General features: G+C 38.9%; 15 protein-coding genes. 13 read left to right on the plus strand and 2 right to left on the minus strand.

Annotated elements, in window-relative coordinates; genetic code table 11:
- The first annotated feature begins 77 nt into the window (after window positions 1-77).
- Window positions 78-680 (plus strand): YesL family protein, encoded by a 603-nt coding sequence (locus ACZ5XR_RS04470; RefSeq protein ID WP_464500477.1) that lies wholly within the window; start codon window positions 78-80, stop codon window positions 678-680.
- Between the two features lie 52 nt (window positions 681-732).
- A complete protein-coding gene (locus ACZ5XR_RS04475) occupies window positions 733-2,307 on the plus strand; it encodes an alpha-L-rhamnosidase-related protein (RefSeq protein ID WP_464500478.1) in 1,575 nt (524 codons plus the stop codon).
- 131 nt (window positions 2,308-2,438) lie between these two features.
- On the opposite strand, the gene ACZ5XR_RS04480 is transcribed toward ACZ5XR_RS04475, so the two are convergent.
- Window positions 2,439-3,293 carry a helix-turn-helix domain-containing protein gene (locus tag ACZ5XR_RS04480; RefSeq protein ID WP_464500479.1) on the minus strand — a complete coding sequence of 285 codons (855 nt, stop codon included), beginning with the start codon at window positions 3,291-3,293 and terminating at the stop codon, window positions 2,439-2,441.
- A 116-nt stretch (window positions 3,294-3,409) separates the two neighbouring features.
- Between ACZ5XR_RS04480 and ACZ5XR_RS04485 the strand changes: the two genes are divergently transcribed.
- The 4 genes from ACZ5XR_RS04485 (at window position 3,410) to ACZ5XR_RS04500 (ending at window position 9,202) form a co-directional block, all read left to right on the plus strand.
- Complete coding sequence (locus tag ACZ5XR_RS04485) at window positions 3,410-6,076, plus strand: family 78 glycoside hydrolase catalytic domain (RefSeq protein WP_464500480.1); 2,667 nt, start codon at window positions 3,410-3,412, stop codon at window positions 6,074-6,076.
- Between the two features lie 248 nt (window positions 6,077-6,324).
- Complete coding sequence (locus ACZ5XR_RS04490) at window positions 6,325-7,080, plus strand: DeoR/GlpR family DNA-binding transcription regulator (protein ID WP_464500481.1); 756 nt, start codon at window positions 6,325-6,327, stop codon at window positions 7,078-7,080.
- Between the two features lie 199 nt (window positions 7,081-7,279).
- A complete protein-coding gene (gene rhaD, locus ACZ5XR_RS04495; protein ID WP_464502222.1) occupies window positions 7,280-8,110 on the plus strand; it encodes a rhamnulose-1-phosphate aldolase in 831 nt (276 codons plus the stop codon).
- A gap of 123 nt (window positions 8,111-8,233) precedes the next feature.
- The gene (locus tag ACZ5XR_RS04500) at window positions 8,234-9,202 is read left to right on the plus strand and encodes an AraC family transcriptional regulator (protein ID WP_464500482.1); all 969 of its coding nucleotides are present in this window, start codon (window positions 8,234-8,236) and stop codon (window positions 9,200-9,202) included.
- Window positions 9,203-9,321: 119 nt separating this feature from the next.
- Here ACZ5XR_RS04500 and ACZ5XR_RS04505 read toward each other — a convergent pair whose 3' ends face one another.
- Entirely contained in the window at window positions 9,322-9,774 is a 453-nt protein-coding gene (locus tag ACZ5XR_RS04505; RefSeq protein WP_464500483.1) for an Lrp/AsnC family transcriptional regulator, read from the minus strand.
- A 383-nt stretch (window positions 9,775-10,157) separates the two neighbouring features.
- On the opposite strand from ACZ5XR_RS04505, the gene ACZ5XR_RS04510 reads away from it, so the two are divergent.
- From ACZ5XR_RS04510 to paaA, 7 genes are all read left to right on the plus strand, one after another.
- Window positions 10,158-11,297: a Leu/Phe/Val dehydrogenase gene (locus ACZ5XR_RS04510; RefSeq protein ID WP_464500484.1), complete on the plus strand. Its 1,140-nt coding sequence runs from the start codon at window positions 10,158-10,160 to the stop codon at window positions 11,295-11,297.
- Window positions 11,298-11,322: 25 nt separating this feature from the next.
- Window positions 11,323-12,390, plus strand: coding sequence for a pyruvate dehydrogenase (acetyl-transferring) E1 component subunit alpha (gene pdhA, locus ACZ5XR_RS04515; RefSeq protein ID WP_464500485.1), 1,068 nt, complete (start codon window positions 11,323-11,325; stop codon window positions 12,388-12,390).
- The gene (locus tag ACZ5XR_RS04520; RefSeq protein WP_464500486.1) at window positions 12,390-13,412 is read left to right on the plus strand and encodes an alpha-ketoacid dehydrogenase subunit beta; all 1,023 of its coding nucleotides are present in this window, start codon (window positions 12,390-12,392) and stop codon (window positions 13,410-13,412) included. Before pdhA ends, ACZ5XR_RS04520 begins: the two co-directional genes overlap by 1 nt.
- 12 nt (window positions 13,413-13,424) lie before the next feature.
- Window positions 13,425-14,711, plus strand: a complete 1,287-nt coding sequence (locus ACZ5XR_RS04525; RefSeq protein ID WP_464500487.1) for a dihydrolipoamide acetyltransferase family protein — start codon at window positions 13,425-13,427, stop codon at window positions 14,709-14,711.
- A gap of 65 nt (window positions 14,712-14,776) precedes the next feature.
- Window positions 14,777-16,153: an amino acid permease gene (locus ACZ5XR_RS04530; RefSeq protein WP_464500488.1), complete on the plus strand. Its 1,377-nt coding sequence runs from the start codon at window positions 14,777-14,779 to the stop codon at window positions 16,151-16,153.
- Window positions 16,154-16,549: 396 nt separating this feature from the next.
- A complete protein-coding gene (paaK, locus tag ACZ5XR_RS04535; RefSeq protein ID WP_464500489.1) occupies window positions 16,550-17,875 on the plus strand; it encodes a phenylacetate--CoA ligase PaaK in 1,326 nt (441 codons plus the stop codon).
- 199 nt (window positions 17,876-18,074) lie between these two features.
- Entirely contained in the window at window positions 18,075-19,031 is a 957-nt protein-coding gene (gene paaA, locus ACZ5XR_RS04540) for a 1,2-phenylacetyl-CoA epoxidase subunit PaaA (RefSeq protein ID WP_464500490.1), read from the plus strand.
- Window positions 19,032-19,045 lie beyond the last annotated feature (14 nt).

Raw genomic sequence — 19,045 nt, forward strand, 5'->3', positions numbered from 1 at the left:
TTCCCGCGTTATAATATTTTTTATGAACCGTACTATGTAATGCATAAATAATATAAGGATGGAAGGTGAGAGCAATTATGTTTCGGACAGAAGGCTTTTTATACCGGATTTGTATTTGGATATATCATTTCACACTTTTAAACCTTCTATTTTTAATCAGCTGTATTCCGATTATTACAATCTTTCCTGCGGCGGCGGCTGCTTTCGGCGTGGTAAGGCAATGGATAAAAAAGAACGAACCACCTATTACATCAACATACTTTAAGTTATTTGCGGAGAATTTCAAACAAAGTATGTTTGCCGGGATTTTTATCGTAGTCTTTGGTTTGTTACTTTATGCAGATTTTCATATCATCATTCACATCAAATCGAATATCAAATTAGCCCTGTATTTATTTTTCTGTTTAATGATGTTATTCTATACGGCTATGATTTTACATGTGTTTCCTTTAATGGTGAATGGCTACTATACAATGAAACAATTACTGGTAAATGCTTTGAAATTTAGTTTATATAAATTTCATTTAACCTTAATAAACATGATTTGTCTTTATGGCCTATTTTTTATTTCACTAAGGTATCCGGTCATCTTCATATTCTTTTTCGCGAGTATTTCTATTTTTATTACCTATTGGCATATCGAACGAAAATTCGCTAAATTGAACTTAGCGGGGATATAATTATTTTTATTTACATCTTACCGAAGCCATCGGCATGAATGGGGAGATTAGATTGACAAACACAGCAAAGATTCAAAAAAGTGACAATCAGTGCATTATTCGTAATGATTTGTTTATTGCTAAAGCGGAGCAATTAAAGCCGCAACTCCTGCAAGAAGTCATGACGCCAAAAAATATGGTAGAAATGAAATCGGACCCTCTTACCATCCATGGCTGGGGGGTTGAAGAGATTAAGCAAGATTTTTCCTCTTTCGATTATGGGAAGGGTGAACATTTTATCGTTGATTTTGGGACGCACCAAGTAGGGTATGTATCTTTTAAAATCAGCCCGGTTGGCAGTCCGCCGGATGCACCGCTTCACCTTAAATTAACCTTTGGCGAAATGCCTGTAGAAATGGCAGTACCGTTTTCGGAATACGATGGCTGGATCAGCAGTTCCTGGCTTCAAGAGGAGGTCCTTCACATAGATGTGATGCCAGGCCTTGTCGAATTACCAAGACGATACAGTTTTCGCTATATCAAGTTTGAAATATTGGATACATCACCAAAATACAAGGTAAAGTTTGAGCATATTCAATGTGTAACCGTTTCTTCGGCTGATGTTTCCAATTTAGTGCCATATCAACACAAAGATACGATGATGAATGAAATTGATAGCGTCAGTATTAAAACACTGCAAGACTGCATGCAGGATGTCTTTGAAGATGGCCCTAAACGCGATCGCCGCTTATGGCTTGGGGATTTACGATTACAGGCATTGGCTAATTATGAGACATTCCAAAATAACGATTTAGTAAAACGCTGCTTATACCTATTTGCCAGTGTTCCGAATGATAAGGGGCAGGTTTCAGCTAATCTATTTCTATCACCTTCCCTAATCCCGGACGATACTTATCTATTTGATTATTCATTGTTATTTGTTTGTACCTTATATGATTATTATAAGGCTACTAAGGATTTGGAAACACTTGAGGAACTTTGGCCAACCTCATTTAAGCAATTGGAGATTGCCTTAGAGCGATTAGATGAACGTGATATTGTGAAGGACGATAAAACTTGGTGGTCCTTTATCGATTGGCATGAAAAATTAAATAAACAAGCTCCATCACAAGCTGTTCTCATTTACTCCCTAAGACGGGCAATTAAAATGGCCGAAGTGCTCAAAAGCCCACATTTAGAATTTTTGAATAATCGCCTTAACCATATTGTTACTGCTACAGTTAAAAATCTTTGGGATAAGGAAAAGGGCTTTTTTGTCAGTGGGTCAAAAAAGCAGATTTCTTGGGCAAGCCAAATTTGGATGGTTTTAGCCGAGGTTCTGGAACCGGAGAAAAACGGTGAATTATTGCAGCGTTTACTAACAGAAAACCCTTCGATTGGTTTGACAACACCGTATATGTACCATTATTTGGTGGATGCTCTTCTGTTAACAGGTGAAAAGGAAAAAGCTATTTCCCAGTTAAAGGCTTATTGGGGGGAAATGTTAAAGGATGGAGCGGACACATTTTGGGAGCTCTATGACCCAAATAACAAAGACTTTTCACCATATGGAAGCCAGCTCATTAACAGCTATTGTCATGCTTGGAGCTGTACACCCACTTATTTCATACGTAAATTTCAGTTATAAAGAAAAAACAAGGCTGTCTCTAAGGGGTCTGACCCCTTAGAGACAGCCTTTTATTTGCATTTTTTACGAAACTGATGGGGGGTTAGCCCAAAAGTACCAAAAGTGAAAATTGATGGACGTTTTTGTTGTGGTTAAAACTCCTGATTACGATATTCGCGTGGAGACATGCCGATTTTTTCTTTAAATAATTTATTAAAATATTGCGTGTCGTGATAGCCGACCGTGGCAGCAATATCAATCACTTTTCGGTTTGTATGGCTGAGAAGTCTGCAAGCATGATTGATTCGGACACCCTGAAGGTATTCTTTGAATGTCGTGTTTGTCTGCATTTGAAAGATTCGCTGAAATTGTCTGTCACCTACTCCCATTTTCAATGCCAAATCCTTCACGCGAAGTGGAAGATGGTAGTCAGAATGAATAATGGATAATACCTGCTGCATGTAGTTTGCTGTTTGGGTGGATTCAGTATAGGTTCTCGTCTCCATATTATAGAAAAATAATAATAACTCCATTAACCCATTATATAACCGCGCTTCTCTTCCAGGTAAATTAGCACAGTATTCAAAATGCAGCCTCTGAAAAAGATCGTAGTATCTTCCTGTATCATCGTGATACTGTTTGTATTCTTTTGTGTTTAATAGAATTTCTAATTCTTTCCCGCCGGGATAGGTAAGGATAAAATTTTTTAAATCATCCATCGCAATAATAAAGTTATAGACAATCAAAGGTGTCTTTCCGATTGTCGATTCCGGTCTAAACACATGGGATACGCCAAGGGGAACCATAAATAAATCTCCCTTTGAAACTTTAACGACCTCTTCGCCCGAGATATGCTGGCCTTTCCCTTGGGCTATATAGGCAATTTCCCAAAAATCATGTGAATGGAAACTGGTATCAAAGGATTCCTCTGTCCGATTAATGAAAATAGGGAACCCGCTATGAAAATAATTTTTCCCACGAAAAACTTTAATCTTTTTAGAAACCAAGATTCCCACCCCGAATGTCGCGTTTACCCTGTATTAATGACTTAAAAGCCCACATAAAATATTTTTTTATTATTTTATAATTAGTGTAAAGTAAAAACAAGTGGAGGGCGAGACAATTGCTTAAAGTAAAGTCGCTTGCATGCGAATACAGAGATTATTTGCTGGGAACAGACCTTTTCCATCCTAGATTTTCATGGAAACTGTCCTCAGACAGAAACAATACAATGCAGGAATTCTATCAAATTAAAGTTTCTTTATCTGAAAATAACTTTGAAAATTCCTTATGGGATACCGGGAAACTACAATCGGACGAATCCATTCAAATACCATACGAAGGCCCCGGTGTTACCCCTAGAACACGCTATTATTTTCGCGTGCGTGTCTGGGACAATTATGGCCGTGAGTCAGAATGGAGTGCTGCCCAATGGTTTGAAACCGGCTTAATGTCCTCTGAAAATTGGCAGGCAAAATGGATTACTCCAGACCCGCAATTTTTTGATAAAGACTCAAAACCGGTGTCACTATTTCGGAAACCATTTAAGATTGAAAAACAATTCAAGTCGGCGCGGATATATGCAACGGCAGCGGGGCTCTATGATCTGTACCTGAACAATCAAAAAATTGGCGAGGACTTATTCGCCCCAGGTTGGACCAGCTATAAATACCGTCATCAATATCAAACGTATGACATTACTGAAATGCTCAGCACTGGCGATATTACCCTGGGGGCCATGGTAGCGGATGGCTGGTATAAAGGGGAATTAACCTGGCTGTCAAAACGAAATATCTATGGGTGCGAACGGGCTCTTCTCGCGCAAATGCACATTGTATATGAGGATGAAACAGAGGAAATCATTGTATCCGACGAATCGTGGCAATCTTCTGTCGGCCCGATTTTACTTTCGGAATTTTATGCAGGGGAGACTTACGACGCTCAATTGGAGAAGATTGATGAATTATCCTGGAAGAATACAATTGAATGCGACCTTCCGTTTACACAATTGGTGGCACAAGAAAATTGGCCGACAAAGATAACAGAAGTCATCAAGCCAATCTCTGTAATAGAAACACCTAAGGGTGAAACCGTCATCGATATGGGGCAGAACATGGTCGGCAGAGTTCGAATGAACGTAAACTTACCGGCAGGGCAAAAAATTGTTTTATTTCATGCAGAGGTGCTGGATAAGGGAGGAAACTTCTATACTGGCAACCTAAGAAAAGCGAAACAGATAGTAGAGTATATTTCTAATGGAAGCGGACCTGTTTCATATGCAGCCCATTTTTCCTTCCAAGGCTTTCGCTATGTCAAGGTAGAAGGATTGGACAGATTGAATCAGCAAGAATTGCTTAATTCCTTCGTAGGTGAGGTTATCCACAGCGATATGCCGCGAACTGGTCATTTTGAGTGCTCAAGTGAATTGGTCAATCAATTATACAGCAATATCCTTTGGGGGCAGCGCGGAAACTTTGTCGATGTTCCAACTGATTGTCCGCAAAGGGATGAGCGTTTGGGGTGGACCGGAGATGCCCAAATTTTTGCGAGAACGGCAGCCTACAACTACCAAGTGGCACCATTTTTCACAAAGTGGGTAAGAGACTTGAAAAGCGACCAATCCTTAAACGGCACGATCCCATTTGTCATTCCGGACGTATTAGGAGAATATACTTCCACGATGTGGGGGGATAACAACTATACCTCATCCGCATGGGGAGATGCTGTGACCATTTGCCCGTGGACCATTTACCAAACCTTTGGAGACAGAAGGCTTCTTGAAGAACAATACGAAAGCATGAAGGCATGGGTTAACTACATCTGCGCTCAGGGTGCTAATCCATATCTTTGGAATACTGGTTTCCACTTTGGTGACTGGCTTGCGCTTGATGCAGAAGAAGATTCTTATTTTGGCGCTACTCCAGAGCATCTGGTGGCAACTGCCTACTATGCCTATTCAACTTGGATTTTAAAAGAAGCTGCAAGGGTTATCTATAAAACGGAAGATGAAAAATATTATGGTCAACTTTTACAAAACATCCTTCAAGAATTTCAGAAAACATTTATCACTGAAGATGGAAAAATGAAGGCAAAAACGCAAACCGCTCATATTTTACCTTTGATTTTTAATTTAGTAGACGGAGAGATTCGCAATCAAATTGCAGCGGACCTGAACCAACTCATTATTGACAACAACTATCACCTTTCAACAGGTTTTGTAGGAACCCCTTATTTATGTGTTGCTTTATCTGAAAATGGGTACCATGAAACGGCTCTTCGCCTGCTCTTACAGGAAGGCTACCCATCCTGGTTATTTTCTGTCAAGCAAGGTGCCACAACGATTTGGGAGCACTGGGATGGAATTAAAGAGGATGGCTCCTTCTGGAGTGATGATATGAATTCCTACAACCATTACGCTTATGGTGCAATTGGGGAGTGGCTCTACCGTCATGTAGCGGGTATAGATCTTGAAGAGGCTGCCTATAAAACGATTAAAATCCAGCCGTATATATCGGAATCTGGTTTGACTTCTGCAAAAGCATCATTTGATTCTCCTTATGGCAAGATTGCCAGCTCTTGGGAGCGGAAAGAGCAAACCACCGATATTGAGGTAGAAATACCGGTAAACACAACCGCTAAGATTTTATTGAAAAATATTCGAAAAGAACAAATAACTTTAGCTGAAGATCAAGATATCGAGATTATAGAATCGCAAGATGGCTTGGTTTGTCAAATGGGATCGGGTAGTTACTCAATCCAATATAAAACTGAAGAAATTTTTTCTATTTAATATTGAGAGGGCTTTGAGGGTTTTATGCCTTCAAAGCTTTTCTATAAATAAAGTATGTAATAAGCCAATCATTTTGATAAGATTGGCTTTCTTTTTGTTAAATAATAATATATCCATTTTGAATCTTTCTTTTTTAGATAATATGTTTGTTTTCCAAAAAAATATGTTATTATAAAAGTAAGATTAAATGAAAAACAAATATAAAACAACATAAATAAAAGTAATTGGAGCCGGAAGGGGTATAACAAGTGCTTGTAGCAGAAAGACAAAAAAAGATTGTGGAAATGGTCAATGAACGATTAAGTATTCGGGTAACAGAGCTAAGCAAGATTTTCTCTGTAACAGAGGAAACGATTCGCCGTGACCTTGAAAAACTCGAAAAAGAGAATTTATTAATGCGCAGTCATGGCGGTGCGGTAAGTATTGAAAAGGACAATCAGGAGACTTCTTATGTAGAAAGAGAAATTACCAATTCAACGGAGAAAAAGGCAATTGCGGTAGAGGCTGTTCGGTCTATTGAAAAGGGTGACCAAATTATCTTAGATGCAAGCACAACGGCATGGTATGTAGCGAAGGAACTGCCGGATATGCCGTTAACGGTTTTAACGAATTCTATTAAAGTAGCTGTTGAGCTTAGTAAAAAAGAACAAATAAAGGTGATATCAACAGGAGGCACCTTATTGTCTCAATCTCTTTCCTATGTTGGTCCACTTGCAGAACGCTCTCTTAGCATGTATCACGTGAATAAAGCCTTCTTATCCTGCAAAGGGGTTCATCTTGAAAAAGGACTAAGTGACTTTAACGAATCCCAGGCTCTTGTGAAGAAACAAATGATGGAAATGGCAGATGAAATTATTTTAATGGTGGACTCGAGTAAATTTGGAGTTAGGGCATTTTCGCAAATTGCTCCAGTTTCAAAGGTAAGCTCGATCATTACTGATTCGAACATTGATGAACCAACAAAATTCATGTTGGAAGAACAGGTAAAACTAACGATTGTATAATATTAAGCCAATTGCAGGCCGAAAATGGTCTGTTTTTTTGTTTTAAAAATTTTTTGTGACAATAATGTGTATAAAACAAAAATAAACAAAAAAATATAGTTTGTTTATGCTGTTTTATTTTTGTTTTGGGTTTATGATAGTCATGTAAATAAATAATTACTTTTTACTAAAGTAATATAGGGAGAGAAATGACATGAGTATGACGATGATGAGAACTCCATTATATATAGCACCATTTTTACAAGAAATGATTGAAACGACTTCAAATTTATACCGCTTAGGCTGGGATGAACGAAATGGCGGTAATATCAGTTATTTATTAAACGAATTAGAGGTTGTACCTTATTTAGATATTAACAATGTCCTAAGAACAGTACCAATGAACTTTGACGCATCTGAACTTATTGGGAAATATTTTGTGGTTACAGGTTCAGGGAAATTCTTTAAAAATGTAAAAGAAAATCCTGCAGCAAACCTAGGCATCATCCGCATTGCACAGGATGGAAGAAGCTACGAAATCCTTTGGGGCTTCGAAAATGGCGGGGTGGCAACAAGTGAACTTCCTACCCACTTAATGAACCACATTCAACGCCTAAAAGTAGATCCAAACCATCGTGTAATTATGCACTGTCATGCGATAAACCTTATTGCCATGACGTTTTCACATACCTTAAAGGAAGAAGACTTCACGAAAACACTATGGGAAATGTGTACTGAATGTATCGTTGTTTTCCCTGATGGAGTCGGCATCATTCCATGGATTATTCCTGGGACTAATGAAATTGGTGAAGCAACAGCAAAGAAAATGGAACACGTGCGCCTAGTTATATGGCCGCACCATGGGATATTTGGTGCCGGAACCACAATGGACGAAGCCTTTGGCCTAATTGAAACAGCTGAAAAAGCCGCACAAGTTTATACCATTGTTTGTGCACAAGGTGGTAAAAAACAAACGATTACCGATCAACAGCTTCAAGATTTAGCAGATGCTTTTAACGTTGTACCTAGACTAGGGATTCTCAAGTTTTAATATAGTAGGTTAATTAAGTACAAACGGCGTGTTCGTATATCGAGCATGCCTTTTTGTATGTGGTTATGATATGATTTCACTAATAACCTAAGGAATGTAAGAAGTAAGAAAAAGGTGAATGAAATGAACCTAAAAATTCTTGATGAGCTTTTGCAGATTACAGAAGAAGAAAGAGCGATTCTGGAAAATCAAAATCAAGTAACTAAAGAACTGTATACAAGTAAGAAGAATTTTATCATTGAAAGCGAAAAATTTCTGAGTAAAGATAAGATGATTATGGTTCGTCAGCATACCAGATTTGTTGATTTTCCTTTACATAAACATGATTATATTGAAGTGAATTATGTCTTTAACGGGAAATTACAGCAAACAGTTGGTGGAAAAGCAATTACTTTACAAAAAGGGGAGCTGATCCTATTAAATCAGCATATTGAACATGAAATCAAAGCTTCGGACAAAGATGACATTGTGATAAATTTAATCATTCGTCCAGCTTTTTTTGATTTTATTTTTTCGTTCCTAACCTCCGAAAATATTGTAAGTGAGTTTTTATTAAATAGTTTATATAACAGTACTCAAAGTGGGCAATTCCTTTATTTTAAAGTAGCTGAAGTTACTACAATCCAAGATATGATGGGTAAGATGATTCGTGAAATTATGGATCCTTCCACTTTTTCGGAATCCACCATTAAGCTTTATATGGGACTTCTAATGATTGAGTTGATAAAGAATTCTGAAAAGGTAGAGAGAAAAGAGGAGGCTTCTGTTAATCACTTTTTGGTTGTTCAATCACTTAAATATATAGAGGAGCATTTTAAAGACGCTTCCCTATATGATTTGGCTGAAAAGCTAAAGCAATCACATTATGGTTTAAGTAAATTAATAAAGAAATCCACTTCTTTTACCTTTAAAGAGCTGCTCCAAGAAAGACGGCTTGAAATGGCAAAAGAACTATTAGAAGGAACAAGTATACCTATTTCCGAAATAGTGGAACAAGTGGGATACGATAATATCAGTTATTTTTATCGGATTTTTAAGGGAAAGTATGGAATGACCCCAAAAGAATACCGTAGAAAAAAAGAAATAGAATAAAGGATTTTTTTAGGAAACCTAGTTTTTAAAAAAAATAAAGCTGCTCCCTTCTGTCGTTTATAAAACGATGTTTAGGGGGCAGCTTTTCTATTTTTCATCTCTATGAAGCAGGTAAACTATTATTCTTCCTTGACGTCATTCGGGGTGATGCAGCGAAAAGAGACGGGAGATGATAAAACGATTGATGTATTTACATTTCCGTAAGGAGTCAGCCGGTCAATAAGCTTGCTCAGATGGTCCATGCCTGTAACAGCAGCTTTTAGCAAATAGCTTACAGAGCCGGTTAACCGATGACATTCTACGATATCCGGGGCATCCATAATCCACTTCTCAAATTCAGTATAAGATAATATCTTGAGTTCACTTATCTGAATGAAAACGATTACATCTCGTCCAATTGCTTTAAGGGATACACGTGCACTGAATCCTTCAATAATTTCCTTATCTTGAAGTCGTTTTAAACGCTCAGTAATGCTTGGCCGGCTTAAGGATAATTTCTTCGATAATTCACTTAAAGTCATCCTTCCGTCCATTTGAAGAAGTTCAAGCAGGCGAATATCCAATTGGTCCATAAAATCATCCCCTTTTTAAAAATGGAGTTAAATTCCCAAAAACTTATGCAAAATAGAATGCTTACCACCAAAAATTTATACATTTTGTTATGTTTTTCGCTTTTATTATATCTTATTATTAATTTGCAACGAAATCTTTTAAATTTTTCAACAAATACGAAGATTATGTTTTAATTCAAACCAGGTTATTCTCGGGTGACTAAAAATGTAATCGCTACCAAAATGAAAAAGCCCGGTACTTAGAAACGGTCATGCGAGAAAAAGGAGTAAAACCAGCCGTAGAGAAGTAACTCCTTCATCATTAAAACCGGAATAGACATTGTTTTTACTCTTTTTTTTAAAATGTTTTCTACTATAATCACAGTGCTAATGGAGGTAATGAAATGAACGTGTTAGAACATTCTGTACAACCAACTGAATCTGTTATTGAAAAAATGCATGAACATGAGCAAATTATTTTTTGCAATGACCCGTCAACAGGATTGAAAGCGATTATCGCAATCCATAATACAACACTCGGACCTGCATTGGGAGGCTGTCGTATGCGGCCGTATCGTTCAATGGATGAAGCATTGGAGGATGTACTGCGTTTGTCAAAAGGGATGACATATAAATGTGCCGCTGCCGATGTTGATTTCGGTGGGGGAAAAGCGGTGATCTTCGGTGATCCTTCAAAGGATAAAACACCGGCTATGTTTAGAGCTTTCGGCCAGTTTGTTGATTCTTTAAACGGACGTTTTTACACAGGAACAGATATGGGTACTTCCATGGATGACTTTATCCATGCCTCAAAAGAGACAAATTGCATTGTTGGAATTCCTGAAGCATTCGGAGGCGGCGGTGATTCATCCATTCCGACGGCGCTTGGAGTCATTTATGGTTTAAAAGCAACGAATAAAGTCGTTTTTGGCACAGATGATCTTTCCGGAAAGTCCTTCACGATCCAAGGCCTAGGAAAAGTAGGGTTCAAAGTAGCCGAACAATTGCTAGAATCGGGCGCCGATTTATACGTAAGTGATATTAACGAAGAAGCTGTTAAAGCCATACAAGATCGTGCAAAACAATTAGGAAGCATGGCTCGTTTCGTAAGTGGAAATGATGTGTATTCTGCAGAAGCAGATGTATTTGTCCCTTGTGCTTTTGGCGGAATTATTAATGATGAAACGATCGATATGTTAAAAGTAAAAGCAGTGGCTGGTTCGGCAAACAATCAGCTTCTAACTGAAAAGCACGGAGAAGTACTGAAACAAAAAGGAATTTTATATGCACCGGATTACATTGTTAATGGTGGCGGCCTCATTCAAGTAGCAGATGAACTGTATGGCTACAATAAAGAGCGTGTGTTATCGAAAACAAAATCTATTTACACATCGTTATTGGAAGTATACAGACAGGCGGAGTTGGATGATATCACGACCATTCAAGCGGCAAACAGACTATGTGAAAAACGAATGGAAGACCGAAAAAAACGTAATAGCTTTTTCACTCATACCAAACGTCCTAAATGGGATATTCGTAAATAATAATTTCTGTTTATGAGGTGATGACATGTTAACAGAATTTCCAATATTTCAAATTGTTGATGAAAACGGCCAATTAATCAATGAAGATTACAAAGATAAGATAACTGAAGATCTTGTGAAAAAATTCTACTATAATATGGTTCGCATTCGTACCTTTGATCGAAAAGCCATTAGTTTGCAGCGTCAAGGAAGACTTGGAACCTATGCTCCCTTTGAGGGGCAGGAAGCTTCTCAAGTGGGAAGTGCACTGGCGCTTGAAAAAGATGACTGGATTTTTCCTACCTATCGTGACCATGGTGCAACGTTAACGTTTGGTGCCAGAATGGCCCGTACGTATTTATATTGGAATGGGCGTGTGGAGGGATGCGTTCCGGAAGAAGGGAAAAAGATTTTCCCTCCTGCCGTTCCCATTGCAACACAAATCCCGCATGCAGCAGGGGCAGCTATGGCGGAAAAAAGAAAAGGAACGAAAAATGCAGCAATCGCCTATTTTGGAGATGGTGCCACTTCAGAGGGCGATTTTCATGAAGGATTGAATTTTGCCAGTGTGTTCAAAGCCCCGGTGATCTTCTTTAATCAAAATAATGGCTTTGCGATTTCAGTGCCGATTGAAAAACAAATGAATTCCAAAACGATTGCTCAAAAAGCGCTCGCTTATGATATGCCGGGTGTCCGTGTTGATGGGAACGATATTTTTGCTGTGTATTTCCAAACGATGGAAGGGCTTGACCGTGCCCGTAAAGGAGAAGGCCCAACTTTAATTGAAGCCATGACTTGGAGATATGGTGCTCATACAACGGCAGATGATCCAACTAAATATCGCGACCAATCCCAAAGTGACACAATGCGAGAAAATCGAGATCCACTTCTACGTGTAGAACGCTTTATGAAAGCAAACAACTTCTGGGATGAAGATTGGGCGATGAAGGTCAAAGATGAAACACAAACCGAAGTAGAACATGCTGTAAAAGATATGGAAAGCTACCCAAAACCAGATATCAATGATTTATTCGACAATGTATTTGAAAAGCCGACTTGGACGATTGCGAAACAAAAAGAAGAATATTTTCAATTGATCGGGAGGGACGCTTAATGATTTTAAGTGTAAACAGACCGGAAGACAGCCAAACTGCAAAAATTAACGAGTTGACACTCGTTCAAGCCGTAACAGATGGGCTGCGCACGATGTTAAAAGAGGATGAGCGAGTTCTTTTGCTTGGTGAAGATATCGGCAAAAACGGTGGTGTATTCCGTGCTACCGAGGGTTTGCAAGAAAAATTTGGGGCAGACCGCGTTATTGATACCCCACTGAGCGAAGCAGGAATTATCGGAACCTCTATCGGAATGGCTGTTAATGGATTCAAACCCGTAGCGGAGATGCAGTTTCTTGGTTTTATTTATCCAGCGTATGAGCAAATCATGACACATGTATCCCGCATTCGTATGCGTACGATGGGAAGCTATACAGTTCCAATGGTCATCCGTGCTCCATACGGTGCAGGCATCCGTGCTCCGGAAGTTCATTCTGACAGTGTGGAAGCATTGTTTACGCATATGCCCGGAATAAAAGTTGTTTGCCCTTCATCTCCCTACGATGCAAAAGGTCTAATTATCGCAGCTATCGAAGATCCGGATCCGGTCTTATTTTTAGAGTCTATGAGAATCTACCGCGCTAACCGTGAAGCGGTTCCAGAAGGAAAGTATATCGTTGAAATCGGAAAAGGGAAAAAGCTCAAAGAAGGAGATGACGTTTCTGTTTTTGCATGGGGTGCGATGGTACCAGTAGCCATGAAAGCAGCAGAACAGGCTGAAAAATACGGAATCAGCTGTGATGTCATTGATTTGAGGACTCTTTATCCACTTGATAAGGACATTATTGCAGAATCTGTTCAAAAAACAGGGCGTGCGGTTATTGTTCATGAAGCCCATGCAACAGGCGGAGTGGGGAATGATATTGTTTCAGTCATAAATGATACATCATTTTTGTATATGAAATCTCCGATTGAGCGCGTGACAGGTTTTGATGTACCAGTACCTTTATTTGCACTGGAAGAACATTATTTACCTACACCAAAACGGGTATTCAACGCAATCGAAAAAGTTGTGCATTTTTAGGAGGGGAAAACATTGGTTGAAGTAAAACTTCATGATATTGGTGAAGGCATGACAGAGGCAGAAATTATTCATTATTTCGTCCAAGTGGGGGATTCGGTCAAGGTGGACCAGCCTCTTCTAGAGGTACAAACAGATAAAATGGTGGCAGAGCTTCCTTCACCTGCCTCAGGGAAAGTAAAGGAAATTGTTGTGAATCTTGGTAAAACAGTCTCTGTTGGTACCACTCTTCTTGTTCTTGAAACAGAAGGAGCAAAAGTGGTAGAAACAGAAAAGAAACCGAAGGAAGCAGGTTCTAAAAATACAGAAGCGTTACAATCACAATCGAAGCAAACAGCTGTGACCGAGCAAAAAGGAGAAAAAAAATTCATCATAGCTGCGCCTTACACAAGAAAAATTGCACGGGAATTTCAAGTAGATATTAATGAAATTACAGGAACTGGCACATTTGGGCGCATCACAGTGGAAGATATATACAACTTTGTTAAACAACGTGATGAGATCCAATCTCCTAAGAAAATAGCAGCGACTTCCTTAGAAGTGACCGAAACAAAAACAGAACCTAAACTAGAGATTCAAAAGCAGGAAGTTCTGAGCACAAATGAAACAAGAGCAGAAGTGATTCCGTTTAGAGGACGTCGGAAGCAAATTGCAAAGAAAATGACCCAGTCACTTTATACAATTCCTCATGTGACACATTTCGAAGAGGCAGATTTAACTGAGCTTCTTGCTTATCGCAACGATTTAAAAGAAATGAATATCAATGTATCGGCTGTCGCCTTCTTTATTAAAGCGATTGCGGTAGCATTAAAACAATTCCCTGTTTTCAATGCCAAGCTTGATGAAGAAAATGAAGTAATACGTTTGGAGAAAGAATATAACATTGGTATTGCTACTGATACAGAAGATGGTTTAATTGTCCCTGTCATTCATCATGCGGATCAATTAACTGTCCGCCAAATTCATGATAAACTTAAAGAGTTAACCAAAAAAGCGCAAGAGAACAAGCTGACAACGTCGGATATGAAAGGCGGCACATTTACCATCAGTAACGTTGGTCCATTAGGTAGCATTGGAGCAACTCCGATTATTAATCATCCGGAAACAGGGTTAATTGCCTTCCATAAGACGAAAAAAATGCCAGTTGTTATGGAAAACGATGAGATTGCGATTCGCTCCATCATGACCATGTCGATGGCGTTTGACCACCGTGTTGCAGACGGTGCCACAGCAGTAGCCTTTACGAACCGCTTTAAACAATTGATTGAAAACCCTAAACTGTGGCCAATAGAACTCGCATAGTAAACTTAAAATCCATTAATTGACGTACTCGTATATTGAATAATAGAGTTTAGGAGGTCTACTTAATGAAAGAAGCATCATTGCAAAAGAAGCTGTTGCCGAGGCATATAAGTTTGATGGCAATGGGTGGGGCAATAGGGACAGGGATTTTTAAAGGAAGTGCTGAAACCGTATCATTAGCAGGACCTGGAGTTATCCTCACATATGTGTTCGCAGGTCTATTACTTCTTGTTGTTATGGGAGCGATCGCAGAAATGGCCATCGTCTATCCGAACACCAATATGAAAGGCTTTGTTCAGAAAGCATTTGGGAAGCGCGCTTCCTTTGTTATCGGCTGGATGTATTGTTTCATGTGGCTGGCCGTATGTGTCATCGAAATTGTCGTGGCAGGGAGCTTCCTGCAATACTGGTTTCCATCCATTCCACTTTGGGAATTAAGTTTGGGCTGTGCTGCTTTAGTTATCGGAATTAATATGATGAATGTTAAAAATTATGGCGAATTTGAATTTTGGTTTGCAGGAATCAAAATCACTATGATTATCGTATTTATCGTATTAGGTGCAGGTATTTTATTTGGAGTCATCCCGAGCAATCAATCCAACTATTTGCATAATTTTACAGGGCATGGCGGTTTTTTCCCGAAAGGGTGGATGTCAATCTTTTCGGCGCTGTTAATTGTGATGTTCTCATATGGAGGATCGGAATTAATAGGATTAACCGTAACAGAAGTAAAAGATGCGGAACGGATTTTACCTAAGGTAATTAAAAGTTTTGTTTGGAGAATTATTTTGTTTTACACGCTTCCAATTCTGGTTATCTGCGGTTTAATTCCTTGGAATGAAATTGGCAGCAGTCATGCGAGTCCGTTTGTCCAAGTGTTATCCATGGTCGGCCTGAAGGGGGCTGCACACCTTATGAACTTTATTTTAATTACAGCGGTTTTATCTGCAGCCAACTCGGGTATATATGGTTGTACACGGATGCTGCATTCCCTGGCGGTTGAAGGGGAAGCACCAAAGCCTTTCTCTTTTGTATCAAAAAAGGGTGTTCCGTTGTATAGTTTAATATTAACTGCAGTTGTATTAGTCGGCGGCTCGATGATTGCCTTCGTTGCGCAGGATAAGGTATTTACTATCTTAATGGCCGTTCCGGGTTTTGTCGTATCATTGGTCTGGATTGGTATTTGTCTTGCCCATTTAAAACTTCGCAATTCCTATCCGAAACAGCCAAGCTTTAAATTGTGGGGCTTCCCATATGTAACTGCGATTACAGTCATTACGTTAAGCATCATAACAGTAATATTTTTGTTTGATCAACAGAATCGAGTGAGTATTATTACTTGTCTCATTGTTTTAGCGGTGCTATTTTTGATCTCCATCTTTAAGTTTAAAAAGGTGGATAAAAAAGATACCATGATCGTAAAAGAGAATAAAATAGGTTAGTAGACTATTAAAAAATGATATGGGCCATAATGGCTCATATCATTTTTTTGCATTTAAATACTAATATCCCTTGTCGAATGTTATTAATAAAACATTATCTTAACGTTATATATTATAAATGAAATATTATATTTTCCCTTTTTATCATCAATTTTAAAAAAGGTCGAAAATATATTTTTATGAGCAGTTTCATTGAAAAATTCCTTTATTTCAAAGGAAAACAATTGAAATAAAAGATGACTCTTCATAATTAAAATTTTCAGTTATTATTATTGACACGGTGAAAATAAGGGATTAATCTAATTATATGTTACATTAAATTTAACTTCCGTATTTTTTGTGTTATTATCTGAGGCTCAATTCTATTTATGAAAATAGTAAGGGGGATTAAAGAATATGTACAATCCGGAAATTGAAACGATGGACCGTAAAGAATTGGAAGCGCTACAAGTAGTGCGTCTTCAACAGACGGTAAAAAGGGTTTATGAAAATGTTCCTTTTTACAAAGCAAAATTCGATGAATTAGGAATCAAACCAGAGAATATTCGATCGTTGGAGGACCTCAAAAAGCTTCCATTTACAAAGAAAAAAGATTTGCGTGATCAATATCCATTTGGATTATTTGCCGTTCCGATGGACGAAGTAAATCGAATCCATGGATCATCTGGAACGAGCGGTAAACCGACAGTTGTTGGCTATACCAAAAATGATATTAACAATTGGGCTTCGATTGTTGCACGTGCTATTGTAACAGCCGGGGGCAGAAAATCAGATATTCTTCATAATGCTTATGGATATGGTCTTTTTACTGGCGGGCTTGGCATTCATTATGGTGCGGAAGAACTTGGAGCAGCAACGGTTCCGATTTCAGGTGGTAATACCGAAAGACAAATAACGATTATTAATGATTTTAAACCAAGAGGAATTTGTGGAACACCTTCCTATATTTTAAATATTGTTGAAAACATGGAGCATATGGGGATGGACCCGCGTGAAACAAGTCTTGAATATGGTATTTTTGGTGCTGAGCCATGGACAGAGGAGATGCGGGCTACGCTTGAGAAAAAGTTGGATATAAAAGCAATTGATATTTATGGTTTGAGTGAAGTAATGGGTCCAGGGGTAGCCATTGAGTGCATTGAGGCTCAAGATGGTTTGCATATTGCCGACGACCACTTTGTGGTAGAGGTCATTAATCCTGAATCAATGGAACCGGTTGAAGATGGTCAAGATGGCGAGCTTGTATTTACGAGCTTAACAAAGGAAGCGCTGCCAATTATCCGGTACCGTACAGGGGATATAGCTTCCATTACGCGTGAAAAATGTAAATGCGGCAGAACACACACGCGTATGTCCCGCTTAAAAGGACGAACAGATGACATGCTGATTATCCGTGGTGTAAACGTTTTTCCTTCCGAGATTGAGCGAGCTCTCTTGCAAATTGAGGGACTTGTGCCAAACTACCAAATTCACTTGATTAAAAAAGGAAGTTTAGACAGTGTGGAACTCCATGTTGAAATAGAAAAGCAGCTTTATCAAGAAGTTGGAGAAGATTTAGGGCATGCTGACATTCAAAAAATAAAACGGAATATTCAGCACCAAATGAAATCAAGCTGTTTAGTGACCATGGATACGATTATCAATAAACCTGGAAGCCTTCCACGTTCGGATGGAAAAGCAAAGAGAGTTGTAGATAAAAGGAATCCCGTACCAGTCGTTTAAGAAAGAGATTAGTAGATAAAATGAAAGCGGATTCACCTATGCTGTCCATTCCATTTTGTTCAATGACGGATTGTAAGCATAGGTGATTTGCTGTGAATGCACTATTTAAACAGTGACTATAGAAAATATTCTTGCAATTAATATAACAGTAAAATATAATAACGTTAGATAAACGTTATATACGGAAGGTGGTATTGATGTGAGCATCCTCGAAAGAGATTTAACGGAACAGGAAGAATTAGAAAAATTTGTTGCTCGAATTGAAGCAGGGGATAAAATTGAAGCGGACGACTGGATGCCGGAAGAATACCGGATCGCACTGATAAAATTAATTTCACAGCACGGAATCAGTGAAATTATGGGTGCACTGCCTGAAAAGGAATGGGTCCCAAAAGCACCTTCACTAAGAAGGAAATTAGGAATTATGGCTAAAGTTCAGGATGAAATGGGGCATGGACAGCTGCTTCTTCGCGTCGCAGAGGACTTATTGAAACCATATGGAAAAGATCGCGGCGATCTAATGCAGGATCTCTTTACTGGAGATTTAAAGTTTCATAATGTCTTCCATATGGCAACCAAAACCTGGGCTGACGCAGGAATGATAGGCTGGCTGGTTGATGGTGCTGCCATCATCACTCAAACAAACATGCTGGGTGCATCTTACGGTCCATATGCAAGAGCATTGCAACGCATTTGCGCAGAGGAAGTGTTCCATGCACAGCATGGGGAAGCGATTATCATGGCGCTTGCGGAAGGAACAGAGAAACAAAAACAAATGATTCAGGAGTCATTAAATGACTGGTGGGAAGCGCTTCTGATGTTTTTTGGACCGGCAAGCAGTACGACAACGGGTACAAGTAAACAGGATGTAACGATTAAGTATCGAATCCGCACAAGTACAAATGAAGAATTACGACAAAGTTTCTTTACGAAGTACATTCCGCGAATTTTATCCTTAGGCTTAACGATTCCGGATCCAACTCTTCATTTTGATGAAGAGCAGCAGCTTTGGGTTTACCTTCAGCCTGATTGGAATAAATTTAAGCAAATTATTAAAAACAATGGCCCGCGCTCACAAGCACGCTTGAACTTGCGGAGAGTTTCTTATGAAAACAACGCATGGGTGCGCGATGCCTTAAGTGCGGCAGTGAATTAAGGGAAGGGGAAGGG

It is taken from the genome of Neobacillus sp. Fa239, from assembly GCF_055395235.1.